We start from the raw sequence: 21,171 nt of genomic DNA on the forward strand, positions 1-21,171 counted from the left end.
TTTCCGCGCCTACCGTCTCAGGCATGAACAAACGCGCCCAAATGTCCCTGGTTCTGCTCGCCGGTGCCTCCGGGTCCGTGGACGCGCTCGCGTTCACGGCCCTCGGCACCGTGTTCGCGGGCGTGATGACCGGGAACCTCGTGCTGCTCGGCATCTCGGCGGGCCCGGGTTCGGGGCACGACGTGGCCGCGCCGCTGTACGCGCTCGGCGGGTACGCGGTGGGGGCCGCGGCGACCGCCCTCGCGTGCCGGGGCGTTCGCGAGGCGCGGGCGACAGGGTGGCCGGGCCGCGTCGTCGCCTGCCTCGCCGCGCAGTGCGTGTTGCTCGGCTTCGTCGCGGTGGTGGGCGGTGTGCTCGACGGGGACCCGGTCGGGGTGTGGCGGACCGCGCTGCTCGTCGTGGCCGCGCTCGCGATGGGCGGGCAGTCGGCCGCGATGGTTGCGGCGGGGGGCGGGGCCGCGCCCACGACCTATTTCACGGGGACGCTGACGACGCTCGTGACCGGGGTGGCGGACGGGTCGGGGCGCGGCCGGGAGCAACTGTGGGTGACCGGCCGGTTGTTGGCCGTGGTCGGCGGCGCGGCCTGCGCCGTAGCGGTGCGGGAGGCTTTCCCGCCGTGGGGGTTCGCGCCGCCGGCCGTCCTGACCGCCGCCGCGGTCGCGTGCCAGAAACCTGCACACCGAATGCGCAGGGCAGTCACGGAGCTTCGCAAATAAATATTGGCCCATACAACCACCGCACGCCATTAGTGCCCGCCTGTCCCCCTTTGCTGTTCTGCGACACCGGGCGTTCACAATCCTCTCCGTGAAGAATGTGAAGGACATGCCAGTCGGCTGTGAACACCCCGGCACACGAAGGTAATTGGCCTCGCCGATCCCCCCGGAATGGACCCGATCGGATTAGCTGTGCGACGCGTCAACATGCTTTGATCCTCCGCATCGCATGATGGCCGCAGGGATTCGCAGCCACCGATTTCCAGCGCGCCCCGCGTATTTGAAATACCAGGACATCCCCCCATGAGAAGGGCGGCTCACCATGAGCAACCACATTGAGACCGTTGAGATCTCGGACGCCGACCTCGACAACGTCTCCGGCGGTCTCGTCGGCGGCCTCGTCGGCCAGGTCACCGGCACGGTCGAGGGCATCGCCCCGGTCGCCGGCACCGTCTCCTCCGTGACCAACACGGTCGAGGGCCTCACCGGCGTCAACGCCGGCGCCGTCACCGGTCTGGCCGGCGGCCTGACCTCCGGCCTCTGAGTCGGATTCGATCCCTCGGGATCCCCGCGCCACCTCCTGACGGGTGGCGCACCCCAAGCCTCGGGACCCACCGGTCCCGGGGCTTTCGGGGCGTCCGGGCACCGGCCCCTCTGGGCCCTTTCGGTTCGGCCCGGCAAGGAAGCTAGGTAAGGGAAAGACCCCGTGCAGTTCCGCCAACAGGCCCTGTCCAAACTGCAGTCGCCGGAGGAGCTCGATCTGCCGGTGCGCCTCGCGCGGCCGCAGGGACTGCTCGTACTCGCCGTCACCGTCGTCGTGATGGTCGCCGCCTGCGTCTGGGCCGTCACCGGCTCGGTGTCATCGACGCTCAAGGCGGACGGCATCCTCACGTACGCGCAGGGCAGCTACGTCCTGCAGACCCCCGTCACCGGGCAGGTCACCGGCCTGTACGTGAAGGAGGGCCAGCGGGTGCGCGCGGGCGCGCCGATCCTCAAGGTGCGGACCGCGCAGGGCAACCGGGCCGTGCGGGCCATCGACGCCGGCCGGGTCACGGCGCTCGTCGCGCGGATCGGCTCGGTCGTCACGACCGGCTCCGACGTGGCGACGGTGGAGAAGACCGGTTCGACGCGCGATCCGCTGCTCGCGATGCTGTACGTGCCCGCCACCGGCGCCGGCACCGTGGACGCGGGCGCCGACGTCGACCTGAACGTGCCGCAGGCGCAGCAGTACGGCGTGCTGCGCGGGACCGTGAAGGCGGTCGGCCGCGCCGCCCAGACGAAGCGGCAGGTCACCGACTTCATCGGGGACAGCTCGCTGGCCGGCGGGTTCACGAAGGGCGGGGCCCGGGTCCCGGTCCTGGTGGAACTCAAGAAGGCGGACACGAAGTCCGGGTACGCCTGGTCGTCCGAGGGCGGCCCGCCCTATCCGCTCGCTTCCATGACTCTCGCGTCCGGCTCCGTACACCTCGCCGATCAGCGCCCGATGGATTGGCTGAAGCCGTGACCACGACCTCCCTGCCGCCCGCGGGCCACCGCCCGGACCGCCGCCGCTCGCGCCCCGCTCCTCCGCCGAAGAAGCCCGGCAAGAAAGTGCGCACGCCCACCGTGCTCCAGATGGAGGCCGTCGAGTGCGGCGCCGCGGCGCTCGCGATGATCCTCGCGTACCACGGCCGGCACGTCCCGCTGGAGGAGCTGCGCATCGCGTGCGGCGTCTCGCGGGACGGCTCGCGCGCCTCGAACCTCCTCAAGGCGGCCCGCAGTTACGGCATGACCGCCAAGGGCATGCAGATGGAACCGGCCGCGCTCGCCGAGGTGCAGGGCCCGGCGATCCTGTTCTGGGAGTTCAACCACTACGTCGTCTACGACGGCATGGGCCGCCGCTTCGGCCGCCGCGGCGTGCACATCAACGACCCCGACAAGGGCCGCCGCTTCGTGCCGATGGAGGACTTCGACACGAGCTTCACGGGTGTCGTCCTCGTCCTGGAGCCGGGCGACGGCTTCCGTACGGGCGGGCGCAAGCCGGGCATCATGACGGCGCTGCCCGCACGGCTGCGCGGCACCACCGGCACGATGCTCCTCGCGCTGCTCGCGAGCCTGCTGCTGGTCGGCGTGGGCGCGGCGGTGCCCGCGCTCAGCAAGACGTACATCGACCTGTTCCTCATCGGCGACCAGACGTCGCTGCTCGGCGCGCTGTTCGCGTCGATGGGCGCGATGGTGGCGCTGACCGCCGTACTCACGTGGTTGCAGCAGACGAACCTGCTGCACGGCCGCATCATCTCCTCGACGCTGAGCAGCGCCCGCTTCTTCGGGCATCTGCTGCGCCTGCCCGTCACGTTCTTCTCGCAGCGCAGTCCGGCCGACCTGGTGCAGCGCCTCCAGTCGAACGACGCGGTCGCCGAGACCCTGGCCCGCGACCTGACGGCGGCGGGCGTCGACGGGATCGTGGTGCTGCTGTACGCGGCGCTGCTGTACTCCTACGATCCGCAGCTCACGGCGGTCGGCGTCGGGATCGCGCTGCTGAACGTGGTGGCGATGCGGGTGGTCGTACGACTGCGGGCGACGGGCACGCAGAAGCTGCGCGCGGACACGGCGCGGCTCACCAACACCTCGTACACGGGCCTTCAGCTCATCGAGACGATGAAGGCGACCGGCGGCGAGAACGGCTACTTCCGGCGGTGGGCGGGCCAGCACGCGACCACGCTCGAGGAGCAGCAGAAGCTCGGGGTGCCGAGCGCGTGGCTCGGCATCGTCGCGCCGGCCCTCGCGACCCTCAACAGCGCGCTGATCCTTTGGATCGGCGGCATGCGGGCGGTCGAGGGCCATTTGTCGGTGGGTCTCCTTGTCGCCTTTCAGACACTCATGACCCGCTTCACCACGCCGCTGACCCGGCTGAACAGTGTCGCGGGCCGCATCCAGGACTTCGCGGCCGACGTGGCGCGCCTGAAGGACGTGGAGAACTTCCCCGTCGACCAGCTGTACGCGCGCCCCGAGCAGGTGCAGAGCACGCGCCGACTGCGCGGCCACATCGAGCTGGATGGCATCACGTTCGGCTACAGCCCGCTCGACAAGCCCCTCCTGTCCGGCTTCTCCCTGACGGTGGGGCCCGGACAGCAAGTCGCTCTGGTGGGCGGTTCGGGCAGCGGCAAGTCGACGGTCTCGCGCCTGATCTCCGGCCTGTACGCGCCGTGGGAGGGCGTCATCCGGATCGACGACCGGCGCCTGGACGACATCCCGCGCGGCGCGCTCGCGGCCTCCGTCTCCTTCGTCGACCAGGACGTGTTCCTCTTCGAGGGCACGGTCCGCGACAACGTCGCGCTGTGGGACCCGTCGATCTCCGACGAGGCCGTGGAGGAGGCGCTGCGCGACGCGTGCCTGTACGACGTGGTGGCGCGCCGCCCCGGGGGTGTGCGCGGCCGGGTCGAGCAGGACGGCCGGAACTTCTCCGGCGGTCAGCGGCAACGGCTCGAAATCGCGCGAGCCCTTGTGCGGCGGCCCTCGATCCTCGTGCTCGACGAGGTGACCAGCGCGCTCGACGCGGAGACCGAGCAGACCGTCATGGACAACATCCGGCGGCGCGGCTGCGCCTGCGTCGTCATCGCGCACCGCCTCAGCACGGTCCGCGACAGCGACGAGATCGTGGTCCTCGACCACGGGCAGGTCGTCGAGCGGGGCCGCCACGAGCATCTGGTGCGGGCCGGCGGGCCGTACGCCGAGCTGGTCAAGGAGCACTGAGATGACCGACGCGCAAACGGAGTTCACGTCCTCCGACCAAGTGGTGGCGGCCTTCGGCGGCCTCGGCGCCCCCGTCGACTGCACCGATCTGCGCAACCTGCCGCTCGAGGGCCCGCACGTGCTGTGGCTCGTGGCGGGCGGCGCGCTCGACCTGTTCGCGGTCGACGCGCACAGCCAGGGGCACTGGCACTTCCTGGGCCGCCTGGAGCCGGGCACGCTGCTGCTCGGCCCGGTCGAGGGCACGCAGCACACGCTCGTGGGGCGGCCGCTGTCCGGCTGCCAGGTGCGCCGCATACCGCTGCGCGAACTGCCGTACGCGCCGCCCGCCTACGACGGTTCGTACGGGTGGAGTCTGCTGGAGGAGGCCTTCGCGCTCGGTGTGGGCCGCGGGCAGCAGGTCCTCTTCGAGGCGCCGTTGGAGAGCCGTACGGTCGAGGACTCCCTCGTCGGCGACGACGACGTGCTGTGGCCCCAACTCGCTCCCGGCAGCGTGCAGTACGGGTCCGCCTACGCGGCGGACGCGGCGTCCGATCTGCTGGTCGACACCGGCCTGTGGCAGAGCATGGTCAACCAGCAGTGGCGGCTGCTCTCCACGCTCGACCGCTGGATCGAGCGCCTGGAGAGCGCGCACGAGGACCGCGCGGCGGCGGGCATCCGCGCGGGCGAGGCCGTCCGCGAGCAGGCCGACCGCACGCTGCTCGCGTCCATGGGCACCAAGCGCGGCCGCCGGGGCTCCCACGACGCGGGCGCCGACGCCACGTACGCGGCCTGCAAGGTCGTCGCGGACGCGGCCGGGATCCGGCTCGTCGACCCCGACCACGTGGGCGCGGTCAGCGACCGCCTCGACCCGGTCGAACAACTCGCCACGGCCTCCCGTCTTCGCACCCGTCCCGTACGCCTCGCCGGGGACTGGTGGCGCCGCGACGCGGGCCCGCTGGTCGGCTACCGGGCCTCGTCCGGCGCCCCGGTCGCACTGCTGTGGCGGCGCGGCGGCTACGAGACCGTGAACCCGGCGGGCGACCGGCGTATCCGCGTCGACGAGGACAACGCGGAGGACTTCGAAGAGCGGGCGATCATGCTCTACCGCCCGCTCCCCGACGGCGATCTGACCCCACTCAGGCTGGTGCGCTTCAGCATGCAGTCGATGACGAAGGACATCCGCAGGCTGCTGCTCGCGGGCCTGGTCACGGTGGTCCTCGGCGCGCTCGTCCCCGTCGCGACCGGCCAGGTCCTCGGCACGTACGTCCCGAACGCGCAGACCAGCCTGATCGCGCAGGTCTCGCTCGCGGTCGTGGTCACCAGTGTCGTGACGGCGGCGTTCATGCTGCTCCAGAACCTCACGGTGCTGCGCATCGAGGGAAGAGTGGAGAGCGTCCTCCAACCGGCCGTCTGGGACCGGCTGTTGAGGCTGCCGACCCGCTTCTTCGCCTCCCGCTCGACGGGTGAGCTGGCGAGCGCGGCGATGGGCATCAGCTCGATCAGGCGCTTGCTGTCCGGCGTGGGCCCGATCGTCGTCCAGTCGACGACGGTCGGCGCGATGAACTTCGTCATGCTCCTCCTTTACAGCGTCCCGCTGGCGATGGCGGCCCTCGGCATGCTGGTCCTCGTCGCGGCCGTCTTCCTCACCCTCGGGCTGCTCGAACTGCGCTGGCAGCGCCGCCTGGTGAAGCTCGGCAACAAGCTCAACAACCAGGCGTTCCAGACGCTGCGCGGGCTGCCGAAGCTGCGGGTCGCGGGCGCGGAGAGCTTCGCGTACGCGGCGTGGGCGAAGGAGTTCGCGCGCACCCGCGAGCTGCAACGCAGGGCCGGCCGCATCAAGAACGCGACGACGGTCCTCAACTCGGTCTACCTCCCGCTGTGCTCCCTCGTGATGTTCATGCTGCTCGCGGGGCCGGCCCGCGGCTCCATGTCGGCGGCGTCCTTCCTCACGTTCAACACGTCGGTGACGATGCTCCTGACGTCGGTGACGCAGCTGACCGGCGCGCTGATCTCGGCGGCCGCGGTCCTGCCGATGTTCGAGCAGATCAAGCCGGTGCTCGACGAGAAGCCCGAGGTCCGCGAGGCGGCGACGCAGCCGGGCGAGCTGACCGGCGCGCTCGACGCGCGGGGCGTCTCCTTCCGCTACACCGACGACGGCCCGCTGGTCCTCGACGACGTGAACGTGTCCATCCGGCCGGGCGAGTTCGTGGCGGTGGTCGGCGAGAGCGGCTGCGGCAAGTCCACGCTGCTGCGCCTGCTGATCGGCTTCGACGCCCCGGCCTCCGGCAGCGTCCTGTACGACGGCCAGGACCTCTCGGCGCTCGACCAGGCGGCGGTGCGGCGCCAGTGCGGCGTCGTCCTGCAGAACGCCCAGCCACTGAGCGGGTCGATCCTCGACTGCATCTGCGGCGCCGAGGCCTTCACGCAGGAGGAGGCGATGGCGGCGGCCGAGATGGCGGGCCTCGCCGAGGACATCAAACGGATGCCGATGGGCCTGCACACGATGATCTCGGGCGGCGGCGCGGTCTCCGGCGGCCAGCGCCAGCGCCTGATGATCGCGCAGGCGCTGATCCGCCGCCCGCGCATTCTCTTCTTCGACGAGGCGACGAGCGCGCTCGACAACGAGACGCAGCGCATCGTCATCGACAGCACGAAGGCCCTCCGGGCGTCGCGGGTCGTCATCGCACACCGTCTGTCGACGGTCATGGACGCGGACCGGGTGATCGTGATGTCGGCGGGCCGGGTCGTGCAACAGGGCTCCCCGGAGGAGCTGTTGAGGGACACGGGTGGGCGGCTGCACGAGTTGGTGCGGCGACAGATGGCGTAACACCTCGGAGCGCTTCGGCCCTTCGTAAGGTCAGCGCACGTCCCCGTACTCGCTCAACACACCAGGCGGTGCAAGCGCGTTGACGTAGTGCGCCGGGCCGTGATCGTCGAAGGAGTACTTGAACGGGAGCGTCCGCGTCAGGGCGAGGCGGGCCGCGAAGAAGGCGAGGGGGGCCACGACCGCGAGGCCCGCGAGGCTGTCCATCTGGGCGTAGGGCAGGGCGGGTTCGAGCCGCTCGACCCAGCCCTCCTCGCGGGCGCGGCCGGGGATCGCCGTCATGCGGCGCAGCCGTCGCAGCGGGTTCGTGCCGGTGAGGAGGTCGCCTGGGAAGGATGCCGCCTCGGCCGCCGCGTCGGCCGCGGCCGTGAACGCCGCGTCGACCGCGCTGCGCGGCCTGCGGAAGTGGAACTCGCGGCCGAACGGGGCGTAGGGGCCGACGGGGCGCGGCGGCAGCGCGGGCACCACATCGCGGTCGTAGATGTAGCGCAGGAGCCGGTCACGCAGGAGGTGGGTGCCGTTGCTGTCGACGGTGTCCGCGCAGGCGCGCGCCAGGTCCGGGCCGCCGATCATGGGCTGCCCGAAGGTGTATACGGCGCGCAGCAGGCGGGCGATGTGCGCGTAGCGGGGCTCGTGGACGAGGGTGACCGCCATCAGGGCCGCCATGGCCGCGCCGAGGCTGTGCCCGGTGATGTAGAGCGCTTCGAGGCCGGGGCCGCGGGTGCCCGGCTCGTCGGGGTCGATGGACTCGCCGCGCACAGCGCGCTCCAGGGACTGGAGGATGAGGTAGCGGGTGGCGCGCATGTTGCGGTAGAAGCCGGCGTGCACCGCGTATTCGCGGCCGTCGAGGTCGACGGCGAGGGTCTCCGGGCGGACGTCGGCGTCCGTGAGGATGCTGATGATGTCCTCGGGTTGGGTGCCCCGGTAGCAGAGGATCGCGATCCGGCGGTCCTCGTCCTGGATCAGGTAGGCGGCGGAGGCGATGTAGAGCGCGTCGACGCGCTGCTCGAAGACGCGGACGCGGTTGCGTTCCAGGCCGAGCCGCGTCGCCATCATCGCGACGGTCTCCGCGTCGCCACCCTGCTCGTAACCGGCGTACGCGTACGCCGCAAGGGTCGCCATGGTGTGCGGAAGCACGCCCGCCGGATCGGGGTGCTCCTTGTCGTCGCTGAGCAGGCGGGGCAGTTCCGGGTGGACGGGAAAGGTGGTTCTGCCCGGCTCGACGAACGTGGCCTCCTTGAGGGGGCGCAGGTCCGCGAAGGCGGGTCCTTGCACGATCGCGTGCCGCATGACACCTCCCGTAGCGGGGGCTGTGCAGCACACCATCGGCGCACGACCGCGTCAAGGCGTCGTGAAACGGCCATGTGCGGGACCTGCGGGTGAGGCGGGTGTGGGGCGGGCGGCGCGCGGTGCTGACCCACCTGGTACCGACCGGTCGCTGACAGGCGCAAATCCCCCTGGCCGTACGGGAGTTCGCGCGCGCGTACATGGCGGGATCGGTCGCTGTGGCAGGTCCGAGGGCGCCGATAGCGTCGCTGCCCCTCCCCCTGAACGTACCTTCCCCACGCACCTTCGACAGGGACGGCAATGATGGCCGAGAACGAACGTCAGCCACAGTACGAGCGGTACGAGGGCGGCAGTCCCGAGGCCGAACGCCTCGTGTTCGAACGCCTCGCGCGCGAGATCATGAAGGTTCAGGTCGCGAACCGGCGGGCCAGTGGCGCCCAGGGCTTCGAGCGCGCCTTCCACGCCAAGGCCGCGCTCGGCGTGGAGAACGCCCGCCTGCGGTTCAACGACGACCTTCCGGCCGCGCTGCGCGGCGGCCTCGCCCAGCCCGGCGCCGAGTATCCGGCGACCGTGCGGCTCTCCAACGCGAGCGGCATGCGCGGCCCCGACGGGGCGCCAGACCTGCACGGCATCGCCGTGCGCGTAAAAGTGTCGGCCGAGCAGAGCCACGATCTGCTCGCGACCGGTTTCCCGGTGTCGCACGCCCGCGACGCCCGCGAGTTCGTGGCGTTCGCCAAGGCGCTGGCCGGGGCCCGCAATCCGCTGCAGAAGGCGTTCGGCCTCCTCGTGAAGCTGCCGGTCGCGGTCGGCCTCGGCACCGCGAACCGGATGCGCCGCAACGTCCAGGCCGCAACCCGGCACACCGTCAACAGCCTTGCCCGCGAGACCTATTGGAGCCGCGGCGCGATGCTGTGGAGCGAGGCGGGCCCGGTCCGCTTCCTGCTGCGGCCCGCCGTGGGCGGCGGCCCCGAACCCCGCCCCGACCGCCGCGATCCGAACTTCCTGCACCGGGAGCTCGCGCGTCGGCTCGCCCGCGGCGACGTCGCCTTCGACCTGTGCGTGCAGCGCTACGTCGACGAGCGGCGCACCCCCGTCGAGGACTGCTCCGTGGAGTGGAAGGAGGCGATCACCCCGCCGATCCCCGTGGCCCGCCTGACCATACCGAGCCAGGACATCACGACGGCCGAGGCCCGTTCGGCGGCCCGGCGGATCGAGGAGCTCTCCTTCAACCCGTGGTACACCACGGACGACTTCCGCCCGCTGGGCAACCTCAACCGGGCCCGCAAGGCGGCATACAAGGCGAGCAGCGCGCAGCGCCACGGCACTCGCTTCACCCCGCACGAGCCGCTCAGGAACCGGATCCTCGGCGCTCCCGTAGGCCTCGCCTTCCGTGCCCTGAACCGGTACGTGCCGTGGCACCGGCTGCCGGTCGACCTGAGCCTGCTCAACCTGGTGTTCCTGCGGAAGGTGCTGCGCAAGCTGAACCTGATCGACACCGATGTGCAGGAGGCCCCGCCGAAGGCCGAGCCGGTACCCGTTCCGGTCGACGAGCGGCTGCGCACCGAGCGCTCCTACGACGGCACGTACAACGACCTGTCGGAGCCTCAGATGGGCGCGGTGGGCGCCGCGTTCGGCCGCAACCTCAAGCCGGTGCTCCGGCCCGACCTCTTCGACACCCCGAACCCGGTGACGGTCAGCCGCAGTCTGCTGGCGCGCGACAGCTTCGTCCCGGCGACGTCGCTGAACATCCTGGCGGCGGCCTGGATCCAGTTCCAGGTGCACGACTGGGTCAACCACCGCCGCTACAAGCCGGGCGACAAGGCGGTCGAGGTGCCGCTGCCGCCGGGCGGCGGGACGTGGGTCAACACGCCTGGCGGGCCCCAGGAGAGCGTGATGCGGTTCGCCGAGAACGAGGGAATCGTGCTGCCCGGCGACGAGCCGCCGATCCTCTTCGGGAACACCGCATCGCACTGGTGGGACGGCTCCGAGGTGTACGGCGGCGACGAGCAGACCGCGAAGCAGCTGCGCGAACCCGAGGGCGGGGCGCGACTGTTGCTGGACGGCGGGCACATCCCGATCGACCGGACCGGCATCCCGATCACCGGGTTCAAGGACAACTGGTGGATGGGGCTCAGCTCCATGCACACCCTGTTCGCCCGCGAGCACAACGCGGTGTGCGACGCGCTGCGCGCCGAGTACCCGTCGATGAGCGAGGAGCGGATCTACCACACGGCGCGGCTCGTCGTCTCCGCGCTCATCGCGAAGATTCACACGGTGGAGTGGACGCCGGCGATCCTCGCGACGAAGGCCATCGACATCGGCCTGCGCACCAACTGGGAGGGCCCACCCAGGAATTGGCTGAACCAGCTGGGCCTGTGGCTCCTCGAATCGCACTCCCTGACCGGCATCCCGAAGACGATGCCGGACCACCACGGCGCCCCGTACTCGCTGACCGAGGACTTCGTCACGGTCTACCGGATGCACCCGTTGATCCCCGACGACTACGAGCTGCGCGAGCACCGCTTCGGGCAGCGCCTCGAAACGCTCGGCTTCAACGACATCCAGGGCGCCGCCGCCGAGAGCCAGATACGCAAGACGGGTCTGGCGGACACCCTCTACTCGTTCGGCATCGCGCACCCCGGCGCGATCACGCTGCACAACTACCCGACGTCCCTTACACAGTTCCAGCGCGAGGGCGAGATCATCGACCTGTCGGTCGTCGACCTGGTGCGTACCCGCAGGCGCGGTGTGCCCCGCTACAACGACTTCCGCGCGGGCCTGCACAAGGAGCGCATCCGCCGCTTCGAGGACCTCACGCAGGAGCCGGAGACCCTCGCGCGCCTCAAGGAGGTGTACCGGGACGTCGACGAGATCGACACGGTCGTCGGCCTGTTCGCGGAGAACCCGCCCACCGGCTTCGGCTTCTCCGACACCGCGTTCCGCATCTTCATCCTGATGGCGACGCGGCGGCTGCAGAGCGACCGCTTCCTCACCGTCGACTACCGCCCGGAGGTCTACACGCCGCTCGGCATGGACTGGGTGGAGAAGGGCGGCATGAAGTCCGTGATCCTGCGGCACTGCCCGGACCTCGCGAGCCTGCTGCCGCGCGACGCGAGCGCGTTCGCGCCGTGGCGTCCGGTGGCGCCTGCGGAGAACGGTGGCGAGCATGGCTGACACCAACTCGGGTCACCAGAGCCCCTCTTCGGGCAACCAGGGCCTTTCCTCGGGTCACCAGGGCCTCGACGACCTGCTCGCGCGCCCGCTTCTGAAGACCATCTGGCGCCGCCGCACCCACCGGGTCTCCCGCGGCGCCTCGGTTCCGGCCGGATCCATGAGTTACAGCTCGAAACACGAGCCGCAGCCGCTGAGCGAGCTGGAGGAGGCACTGCTCATCGCCGTCACCGGCTCGACGGGCCTGACGATGCCGGACCGCCCCTTCGAGGACCCGCGCGACGGCAAGCCCATCATGTCCAAGCCGAACCTGACCATGACGGGCCGCACCGCCGGCAGCCCCGACAACGCGCAGGGCACGTACTTCTTCCTGATCAACGACAGCGGTACGTACTTCCTGCGCAAGCTGCCGCCCGCACCTCAAGAGCCCTTCGACGCGCCGACGTTGGTGGAGCGGGCCCGGCAGGCGAAGGTGAAGGTCCTCGACCACCGCCTGGACGTCGCCGAGGGCCTGCGCGACTTCCCGGCCTATCTGGACTCGAACCGCTTCCTGTCCAACCAGCCGGGAACGACCGTCCTGTTCCCGGTCGTCGACCTCTCGCACCAGTACATCAACGCCCTGATGTACCTGCTCACCCAGCCGGACGGGGCGCGCCCGACGCTCGTCGACGACCGGAACCTCTACCGTCCGGCGGGCGTCAAGAAGTGGCTCGACAACGGGTTCCTCAACAAGGACCTGAAGCTGCCGCTGGGCGCGCTGGGCCCGATGCGCACCCAGATCGAGGCGGATCTGCTGCTCCAGACGGTGATGCTGACGGCGGAGGCGATGGGCCTCGGCGCCTGGATCCACGCGTCGATCAATCCGGCGATCGCGCTGGGCGACCCCAAGTTCACGAAGACGTACGGGAGGATGCTCGGCTTCACCTTCGTCACGCCGCGCTGGCGCCTCGCCGACCTGTGGCGCTGGCACGTCCCGCTGCCCAAGTACGCCAACCTGCGCTCGCACCCGGTGCGCTTGGCCGATCCGGCGACCGGCGAACCGCTGATCGCCGCCGCCTGCCCGCCCGCGCACGCCTCCATGTCGGACGCCGTCGACGCGATCGTCGACGCCAAGTTCGGCACCGGCGGCACGTACGGCGACAAGGACGTCTTCGCCCGTGTCTACAAGGAGGACTACGGCCAGCGGTATCTCGCCGAGGCCAGCGAGTACGACGAGCGCGTCATCGAGTGCGCCCGCGACATCTGTACGTACATCCTGGCCACGCACCGCCGATTCCCCGCGCACACGGACGCCATCCATGTGCCGGGGGTCTGGCTGCAGGCGCACCATGTGGAGGGCGAGTACTACGAGCGCTTCTTCACAAACGGACTCACCGACGCGCACCGGACGCACGACACGCTCTGGGACGGGGAGCCGATGAGTTGAGCCGGTCCGGACGGTCCACCTCTGTACGCTCACGCGGAAACCACCGCATCGCACACGCACTGGAGGACCGCCCGATGACCGAGACCACCGGCCTGACCGACGTTCTGACCCCGCACGTGTCGAAGGGACCCGTACCGGGGGCCGTGGGCCTCGTGGCCCGCGGCGACCGGGTCGAGGTGGCGGCCATCGGCCACACCGACATCGAGGGCGGGACGCCGATGGCCCGCGACTCGATCTTCCGGATCGCGTCGATCACCAAGCCGATCGTGGCGGCGGCCCTCATGACGCTCGTCGAGGAGCGCCGCATCGCCCTGGACTCGCCGATCTCGCACTGGCTCCCCGAACTGGCGGCGCCGAACGTGGTGCGCGATCCGGCGGGCCCGATCGAGGACGTGGTCCCGGCCGCCCGTCCGATCACCGTCGAGGACCTCCTCACCTTCCGGGCCGGCTGGGGCTTCCCCTCGGACTTCTCGTTCCCCGCGGTGCAGCCGCTCTTCGCCCTGATGGACCCGAACCATCCGCAGCGGGTGCCCGAGCCGGACACCTGGCTGGCCTCGCTCGCCGGGGTGCCGCTGCTGTACCAGCCCGGCGAGGTCTGGCTCTACAACGCGTGCTCGGACATCCAGGGCGTGCTCATCTCGCGGATGACGAGCAACTCGCTGCCCGACTTCCTCGCCGAGCGGATCTTCGAGCCGCTCGGCATGGTCGACACCGGCTTCGAGGTGCCCGCCGCCAAGCGCTCCCGCTTCACCAGCTGCTACGTGCCCACGCCCGACGGCGGCGCCGAGCTCGTCGACGCCCCGGACGGCGATTGGAGCCGTCTGCCCGCGTTCCCCTCCGGCGCGGGCGGACTCGCCTCCACGGCGGACGACTGGCTGGCGTTCGCCCGGATGCTGCTCGCGGGCGGCGGCCGCGTCCTCTCCGCCGAGTCGGTGCGCCTGATGACGACGGACCACCTGACCGCCGAACAGCGCGCCGCGAGCGGCCTGTTCACGGAGGGCGAGGGCTGGGGCTTCGGCGGCTCCGTCGACGTCACCCGCACCCACCCCTACAACGTGCCCGGCCGCTACGGCTGGGTGGGCGGCACCGGCACGGCCGCCCACCTCACACCGGCGACCGGCACGGTGTCGGTGCTGATGACGCAGCTCGGGATGGCCGGGCCGACGCCGCCGCAGATCATGCGGGACTTCTGGACGTACGCGGCGTCGTGAGTGCCCGGCCCTACTCCTCCCCGGAAAGGATCGGCAGCAGTGACGACGCCGACCAGCTGAAGTTCGGGGAGTTGAGCGGGGCGCCGGTCAGCGGGTCGTAGTTCTCCTGGATCGGGCGGTCGCCGGTGAGCCCCTTGCTGTTGGCGAGGAGCTTGCCGGTGAGCTCGTCCGCGTCCTTGGTGTAGCCGTAGCGGCGCAGCCCGCTCAGCGCGATGTAGGCGTGGTCGAACCAGACGGGTCCGCGCCAGTAGGCCGTCGACTCGAAGTACGGGGACGCCTTCGACACGGTCGGGAACGGCACGTGGGTGGCGAACTCGCCCGGATCGACGAGGCGTTGACGTACGCGCGCCGCCTGCGCCTTGGTGGCCGCGCCCGTCCACAGCGGGACGGCGCCCTCGATGCCGCGGCCGCGGTCGGTGAGCGGCGCGCCGCTCTTCAGGGCGATGTCGTGGAACCAGCCGTCGGCCGGGTCGTACATCGTGGAGCGCACGGCGGCGTTCGTGGCCCCGGACTTCTCGCGCCACTTCGCGGCCTCGCCGGGGCGACCGAGCGTCTCGGCGATGCGCGCCAAGTAGCCCTGGTCCTGGGCGAGATACGCGTTGAGGTCGACGGACTCCTGGTCGAGCGAGTAGCCGAGGAGTGTGCCGTCGGCGGCGTGGTTGGCGACGACGGAGGTGCCGAGTTTCGCGTCGAAGCGCGGCGCGTTGTCCAGGCCGCTCTCCCAGGCGGCGGCGAGCCGGCGCTCCTCGGTCGAGTCGTTGGCGGGGTCGACGGTGGCGCCGTACTCGGCGAGGCCGTCGTGGTCGTGGTCCCGGTTGCGGTACCACCAGGCCTGGTAGGCGGCGAGTTTCGGATACAGCTCCCGCAGGAAGGACCGGTCGCCGCTCTTGCGGAACACCTCCCACACGGACCAACTGGCCATCGGTGGCTTGGAGTTGCGTTCGTTCCAGTTGCCGCCGCCGCGCGCGGGGTCGTTGTAGAAGACGGCGTCGGGGACCATCCCGGCGTCCTGAGGTCGGTCCTTGTCGTCGGCGGTGATCTGCCAGTCGAACATGGACCGGATCTGCGACTCGGCCAACGCCGGGTCGAAGCGGGCGGTGCCGACGGCCTGCTTCCAGCTGTCCCAGGCCCACAGCCCGCCGGTGAACCACTTGTACGAGATGGAGGGCGTCACGCCGTCGTGCTTGATCTGCCCTGCCGCGGAGCGCCAGTTGGCGACGAGGGTCTCCAGGGACTTCACGGCGGTTCGGCGCCGCTCGGCGGGCACGCCGCGCGTGACCCCGGCGACGTAGCCGCGCCAGCGTGCGTCACCGGCGGTGGCGTACGCCTGCGGGGCGGCCAGGACGGCGCGCGCCCGCCGGGCCTCGCGGGTGCGCTCGGCGGCGGTGAACGTATAGGACTCGGTCCAGTCGAAGTGGTGCGCGGCGCCGGGGGCGAGGGTGACCGGCGAGGCGGCCTCGGTCCGGTACGTGTCGCCGTCGACGGTCGTGTGCACGGGGTCCTTGTGCGTGACCTCGAAGCGTTCGGTGCCGTCGGTGAGGTAGTCCCACTTCTCGCGCACCTTGGCGAAGTCGACGCCGACGCCGTGCCCGGTGGGCTTCAGGGAGGGCGCGTCGCGCATGGGTGCCTTCTTCGGCCGCAGCAGGCTGCCGCTCCAGCCGGCGCCGAGCGTGCGGGCGCTGTCCCCGTTGTTGCGCACTTCGGCGCGCACCAGGGCCGTCCGGTTCGTGGCGAACCGCAGCTCGAGGTCGAGGGTGAGCCCGCGCCCGAGGTCGTACGACTGGAGGAGCCGACCGGGCTGTGAGGTGAGGCGCGGCGTGCCCCCGGCGGCGAGATCGAGGGTGCGGCCGCCCTCGGTGAGCCGCATCCGGCTGAACGACTTGCTCAGCCACCACGGGTACTCCTGCGCGATGTGGAGCGGCCCGCTGAACCCTCCGTACGCGGCCCGGTCCCCGGTCTTGGGCAGCGCGTACGCGTGCCAGGCGCCCCGGTCCGAGAAGGTGCTGATGGGGTTGTTGTCCTCGTCGTCCCCGGGCAGTGCGGCCTTCGGTGTGCCGTGCAGGTCGAGGACGTCGGCGTAGTCGGGCCCGGGTCGCTGCGCGGCTGCCGCGGGCGGCGCGGCGAGACCGGCGCCGCCGAGGAGCAGCAGGGCGGCGAGCGCGGTGCGGGTGGGGCGGCGGGTGGACTGATGGGCGGTCACGTGGCGGCGCCTCCTGTTGACATGAACCTGCGTGAGCGGGATCTTCAACCCTGACTCTGTGCGCAATCCTGCACGCGCGCAAGGAGTTTCAAGCACAAGTAAACACCGACTGGTCGTTCTGAGCGGAGACGTACCTCATGCGAAGACTGCACCAAGAACAGCCGCACCACAGAGCCGGCCGCGGGGCCCACCGAAGAGCCCGCGCCCTGGCCGCCTGGACCACCGCCGCGCTCGCGGCCGCGCTCCTCAGCGTCCCCGCGCACGAAGCGGGCGCCGCCACGCCGGGCAGTGGCGTGCTCGACGACGGGCACAAGAGCGTCACCTGGCAGAGCCCCACCTACGCGTCCGGCACGGTCGACGATCCCAAGAAGTGTCCGTCGGCGGCCGACGACCCGGACGGCAAGACATGTGACCGCTTCGACCTCAAGGTCGCGGTCCCGGACGGGTATTGGAACGACAACCCCGAGGGCGGTGTGCCCGTCTCGGTCGAGTGGGCGAAGCAGCCCAAGGACGACTTCGACATGTACGTCTACGACGACGCCGGCAAACAGGTGGCGTCGAGCGCGGGCACCGCCGACCCGGAGGCGACCGTCATCCCGCGGGCGGACGGCACGTACCACGTGGTGGTCGTACCGTACGACGTGCACGACAACTCCTTCGTCGGCAAGGCCTACCTGCCCGAGACGACGGACGCCGGGAAACTCACCTCCTTCAAGGGTGACGACGGCAGCTACACCATCGCCGCCGGGGAGTTGAAGGCGAAGGCCGAGTTCCTGAAGGGTGGCGGGCTGCACTTGCAGGCCGACCCGTCAGGTGAGTTCAGCGATCCGGCGGCCGGGCAGATCGTGCGCAAACAGCCGGCCGTCGACCCGCACACGTCGTCCTTCGACGCGGGCGCCTACCACGGCATCCGGTCCGCCGACGCAGTCCTGCGCGTCTACAAGAAGCCGCTGCGCTTCGGCCTCTACAAGGCGGACAACAAGACGCGGATCTGGCAGGAGGACAGGCCGCTGCGCTGGTCCACCGGCGGGATGCGGCAGAGCCTGGAGCGCGGGGCCGACGAGCAGTTCTTCGGCGGCGGTGAGCAGAACGGCTCGTTCTCCCACCGGGACAAGACGGTCTACGTCGCCAACAACACCGACTGGAACGAGGGCGGCTACCCCAACTCCCAGCCGTTCTACCTCTCTTCGGCCGGTTACGGCGTCTACCGCAACACCTTCGCCCCCGGCGTCTACGACTTCGGCCCCTCGGTCCACACCGGTCAGCAGGAACGCCGCCTGGACGCCTACTACTTCGTCGGCGACGCCAAGCGGGTCATCGGCGCGTACACGGGCCTGGTCGGCAAGCCGTTCATGCCGCCGGTCTACGGCCTCGAACCCGGCGACGCCGACTGCTATCTGCACAACGCCAACCAGGGCGAGCGCCACACCCTCGACTCCCTGAAGGTCGCCGACAAGTACGTCGAGAACCAGATGCCGCTCGGCTGGATGCTGGTCAACGACGGGTACGGCTGCGGCTACGAGAACCTCGCCGAGACCGCCAAGGGGCTGAAGGACCACAACGCCGAGCTCGGCCTGTGGACGCAGGACGGCATCGACAAGCTCGCCGACCAGGTGAAGGCGGGCCAGCGCGTCGCCAAGCTGGACGTCGCCTGGGTCGGCAACGGCTACGGCATGGCGCTCGACGCCTGCGACAAGGCGAAGGCCGGCATCGAGGACAACAGCGACGCCCGCGGCCTCGTCTGGATGCCGGTGTCCTGGGCGGGCGCCCAGCGCTGCGCGGTCCTCTGGTCGGGCGACCAGAAGCTGTCGTGGGACTTCATCCGCTGGCAGATCCCGACGTACGCGGGCGCGACGATGTCCGGCATGGCGTACAACACCGGTGACATCGGCTCGATCTACTCCCACGACGCCAAGATGTACGCGCGTGATCTCCAGGCCAAGACGTTCCTGCCTGCCGTCATGACGATGGACGGCTGGGCCAGCGACATCACCACCGGCGAGAAGATCAACCAGCAGCCGTGGGTGGACGGCGAGCCGTACACCTCCATCAACCGCAAGTATCTGCAACTGCGCGAGCGCCTGATGCCGTACCTCTACACACTGGCCAAGCAGGCGTCGGACACCGGCGTCGGCGGCGTACGGCCGCTGTGGCTGGAATACCCGAAGGACGCCAACACCCTCGGCGCGCAGGCGAAGTACGAGTATCTGGCGGGCGACGACTTCCTCGTCGCACCGGTCTACAAGGACTCGGACACCCGCGACGGCATCTACCTGCCGAAGGGCACGTGGACGGACTACTGGACGGGAAAGCAGTACAAGGGCCCGACGACCATCGACGGCTACCACGCCCCGATCGACACGCTCCCGCTCTTCGTCAAGTCCGGGGCGATCGTGCCGATGTGGCCCAAGGGAACCACGTCGTACAAGAATCGCGACAAGGGCCAACTCGGTTATGACGTCTACGCGTCGGAGCCGGGCCACAACGCGTACACCCTGTACGAGGACGACGGGGTGACCCGCAAGTTCAAGGAGGGCGCGTCGGCCACGCAGCGGGTGACCGTGGACACCGGCAAGCGGGGCTCGGACATCAAGGTCGGTGCCAGCAAGGGGAGTTACGCGGGCAAGGCGAGTGAGCGCGCGTACAACTTCACCGTGCACGGCGACGGGGCTCCGAAGCGGGTGTCCGTGAACGGCCGCCCGCTGGCCGTGAGTTCATGGTCGTACGACGAGAAGACACACGTGACGAAGGTCCGTACGGCAGCACTGCCGACGGACAAGGCGTTCACGGTACGGCTGAGCGACTGAGCCGCTGACGGGGAGGGGGCCGGTCCACGTGTGTACCGGCCCCCTCTCACTCATACGATCAGTCCACCCGCTCCGACTCGTGCCACCCCGCGTGCAGCGCCCGGTACTCCTCGGTTGTCGCCTTCGGCACATAGGTGCCCGGGCCGAACATCGCCTTGGCGAGCCGCGCCCGCATGCGCTGCCGGACGGTGAACTTCCGCTCCACCCCGTTCGCGTCGGTCCGTGGGCCCAACTCGTATGCCGCGGGCTGCTCGTGCTGGTTGAGGGTGTACAACTCGGCGCGCGTGAGCGGCTCGTGGACCTCGATGAACTCGCCGTGCGGCAACCGCCTGATCTGCCCGGACTCGCGTCCGTGCAGCGTCTTCTCGCGGTCGCGGCGCTGCAGTCCGTTGCAGATCCGCTTGGTGATGCTGAACGCGAGGACGGGCGCCACGAAGACGCTGATGCGCACGAACCACGTGATGGCGTTGATCGACAGGTGCAGTTTCGTCGCGACGATGTCGTTGCCGCCACCGATCAGCAGCACCCCGTACAGCGCCAGCCAGGCCACGCCGATGCCGGTCCTGACCGGCTTGTTGCGCGGCCGGTCCGCCACGTGGTGCTCGCGCTTGTCGCCCGTGATCCACGACTCCAGGAACGGGTACACCGCCATGAACGACAGGATCAACGGGAACAGTGTGAACGGGATGAAGACGCCCAGTTGCAGCGTGTGCCCCCACGCGTTGATCTCCCACGCGGGCATCACGCGGATCAGCCCCTCGGAGAAGCCGAGGTACCAGTCGGGCTGCGCGCCCGTCGTGACGAGGTCCGTTCTGTAGGGGCCGAAGGCCCACACCGGGTTGATGGTCGCCACCGCGCCGAGGATCGCGAGCACCCCGAAGACGAGGAAGAAGAAGCCGCCGGCCTTCGCCACGTAGATGGGGAAGAAGGGCGCTCCGACGACCTTCTTCTCGTTGCGTCCCGGGCCCGCGAACTGGGTGTGCTTGTGGTAGAAGACCAGGATCAGATGGAGCGCCACCAGGCCCAGCATGATGCCCGGCAACAGCAGGATGTGGATCGGATAGAGCCGGGAGATGAAGTCGTCGCCGGGGAACTCGCCGCCGAACAGGAACATCGCCAGGTACGTGCCCACGACCGGCACCGCGAGCACGGCGCCCTGCGCGAACTTCAGGCCGGTGCCGGACAGCAGGTCGTCGGGGAGCGAGTAGCCGGTCAGGCCGGTGATGATGCCGAGGAACAACAGGGTCCAGCCGAACACCCAGTTGAGCTCGCGCGGCTTGCGGAACGCGCCGGTGAAGAAGACGCGCATCATGTGCACCGTCATGCCGGCGACGAAGACGAGCGCCGCCCAGTGGTGGATCTGACGGATCAACAGCCCGCCGCGCACATCGAAGCTGATGTGCACCGTCGACTCGTACGCCTGGGTCATCCTGATGCCCTTGAGCGGTACGTACGAACCGTTGTAGACGACTTCCTGGGTGCTGGGGTCGAAGAACAGGGTCAGGTAGACGCCGGTGAGGATGAGGATGATGAAGCTGTAGAGGCAGATCTCGCCGAGCATGAAGGACCAGTGGTCGGGAAAGACCTTGCGCATCTGCGTCTTGGCGAGTTGATAGAGCCCGAGCCGGCCGTCCGCCCAGTCGGCAAGGCGTTCACCGGAACCCGGGGGGTCGGGACGGCGTCCGTCGCCTCGGACGCGCTCGCTGTCATCGCTCATGCGACTCCCCCTCAGGGCCGTTGAGGCTCCCGTCAGGGTAGAGCGCGTGGCAGCGGCACCGACAGAGGGCGACGAGCAGTCAATTCCCCTTAGCGGGGCGGAGG

Annotated in this window: 12 protein-coding genes; 9 read left to right on the forward strand and 3 right to left on the reverse strand. The window is 70.3% G+C overall.

The window, feature by feature from the left end; translation table 11 throughout:
• Nucleotides 1-23 precede the first annotated feature (23 nt).
• The 5 genes from ACWD2L_RS19565 (at nt 24) to ACWD2L_RS19585 (ending at nt 7,251) form a co-directional block, all read left to right on the forward strand.
• A complete protein-coding gene (locus ACWD2L_RS19565; RefSeq protein WP_351339288.1) occupies nt 24-716 on the forward strand; it encodes a YoaK family protein in 693 nt (230 codons plus the stop codon).
• A gap of 319 nt (nt 717-1,035) precedes the next feature.
• Nucleotides 1,036-1,257 carry a type A2 lantipeptide gene (locus tag ACWD2L_RS19570; protein ID WP_351339290.1) on the forward strand — a complete coding sequence of 74 codons (222 nt, stop codon included), beginning with the start codon at nt 1,036-1,038 and terminating at the stop codon, nt 1,255-1,257.
• Nucleotides 1,258-1,419: 162 nt separating this feature from the next.
• The gene (locus ACWD2L_RS19575) at nt 1,420-2,217 is read left to right on the forward strand and encodes a DUF2118 domain-containing protein (RefSeq protein ID WP_351339292.1); all 798 of its coding nucleotides are present in this window, start codon (nt 1,420-1,422) and stop codon (nt 2,215-2,217) included.
• A 110-nt stretch (nt 2,218-2,327) separates the two neighbouring features.
• Nucleotides 2,328-4,445 (forward strand): NHLP family bacteriocin export ABC transporter peptidase/permease/ATPase subunit, encoded by a 2,118-nt coding sequence (locus ACWD2L_RS19580; protein WP_451190357.1) that lies wholly within the window; start codon nt 2,328-2,330, stop codon nt 4,443-4,445.
• A gap of 1 nt (nt 4,446) precedes the next feature.
• On the forward strand, nt 4,447-7,251 hold the full coding sequence (locus ACWD2L_RS19585; protein WP_351339294.1) for an NHLP bacteriocin export ABC transporter permease/ATPase subunit: 2,805 nt from the start codon (nt 4,447-4,449) through the stop codon (nt 7,249-7,251).
• Between the two features lie 30 nt (nt 7,252-7,281).
• On the opposite strand, the gene ACWD2L_RS19590 is transcribed toward ACWD2L_RS19585, so the two are convergent.
• Nucleotides 7,282-8,538 carry a lipase family protein gene (locus ACWD2L_RS19590; RefSeq protein ID WP_351339297.1) on the reverse strand — a complete coding sequence of 419 codons (1,257 nt, stop codon included), beginning with the start codon at nt 8,536-8,538 and terminating at the stop codon, nt 7,282-7,284.
• A 300-nt stretch (nt 8,539-8,838) separates the two neighbouring features.
• On the opposite strand from ACWD2L_RS19590, the gene ACWD2L_RS19595 reads away from it, so the two are divergent.
• The 3 genes from ACWD2L_RS19595 to ACWD2L_RS19605 all read left to right on the forward strand — a co-directional run bounded on the left by ACWD2L_RS19595 (nt 8,839) and on the right by ACWD2L_RS19605 (nt 14,343).
• Nucleotides 8,839-11,709 carry a peroxidase family protein gene (locus ACWD2L_RS19595; protein ID WP_351339300.1) on the forward strand — a complete coding sequence of 957 codons (2,871 nt, stop codon included), beginning with the start codon at nt 8,839-8,841 and terminating at the stop codon, nt 11,707-11,709.
• A complete protein-coding gene (locus ACWD2L_RS19600) occupies nt 11,702-13,132 on the forward strand; it encodes a hypothetical protein (RefSeq protein ID WP_351339303.1) in 1,431 nt (476 codons plus the stop codon). Before ACWD2L_RS19595 ends, ACWD2L_RS19600 begins: the two co-directional genes overlap by 8 nt.
• A 74-nt stretch (nt 13,133-13,206) precedes the next feature.
• Nucleotides 13,207-14,343 carry a serine hydrolase domain-containing protein gene (locus ACWD2L_RS19605; protein ID WP_351339305.1) on the forward strand — a complete coding sequence of 379 codons (1,137 nt, stop codon included), beginning with the start codon at nt 13,207-13,209 and terminating at the stop codon, nt 14,341-14,343.
• Nucleotides 14,344-14,353: 10 nt separating this feature from the next.
• On the opposite strand, the gene ACWD2L_RS19610 is transcribed toward ACWD2L_RS19605, so the two are convergent.
• Entirely contained in the window at nt 14,354-16,543 is a 2,190-nt protein-coding gene (locus tag ACWD2L_RS19610; RefSeq protein ID WP_351339308.1) for an MGH1-like glycoside hydrolase domain-containing protein, read from the reverse strand.
• A gap of 137 nt (nt 16,544-16,680) precedes the next feature.
• Here ACWD2L_RS19610 and ACWD2L_RS19615 point away from each other — a divergent pair, with 137 nt between their 5' ends.
• Nucleotides 16,681-19,350 carry a glycoside hydrolase family 31 protein gene (locus ACWD2L_RS19615; protein WP_351339311.1) on the forward strand — a complete coding sequence of 890 codons (2,670 nt, stop codon included), beginning with the start codon at nt 16,681-16,683 and terminating at the stop codon, nt 19,348-19,350.
• Nucleotides 19,351-19,408: 58 nt separating this feature from the next.
• Here the strand turns inward: ACWD2L_RS19615 and qcrB are convergent, their stop codons facing one another.
• Nucleotides 19,409-21,067 carry a cytochrome bc1 complex cytochrome b subunit gene (qcrB, locus tag ACWD2L_RS19620; protein WP_351339314.1) on the reverse strand — a complete coding sequence of 553 codons (1,659 nt, stop codon included), beginning with the start codon at nt 21,065-21,067 and terminating at the stop codon, nt 19,409-19,411.
• Between the last annotated feature and the right edge of the window lie 104 nt (nt 21,068-21,171).

The sequence above is a fragment of the Streptomyces sp. NPDC002754 genome (assembly GCF_053592315.1).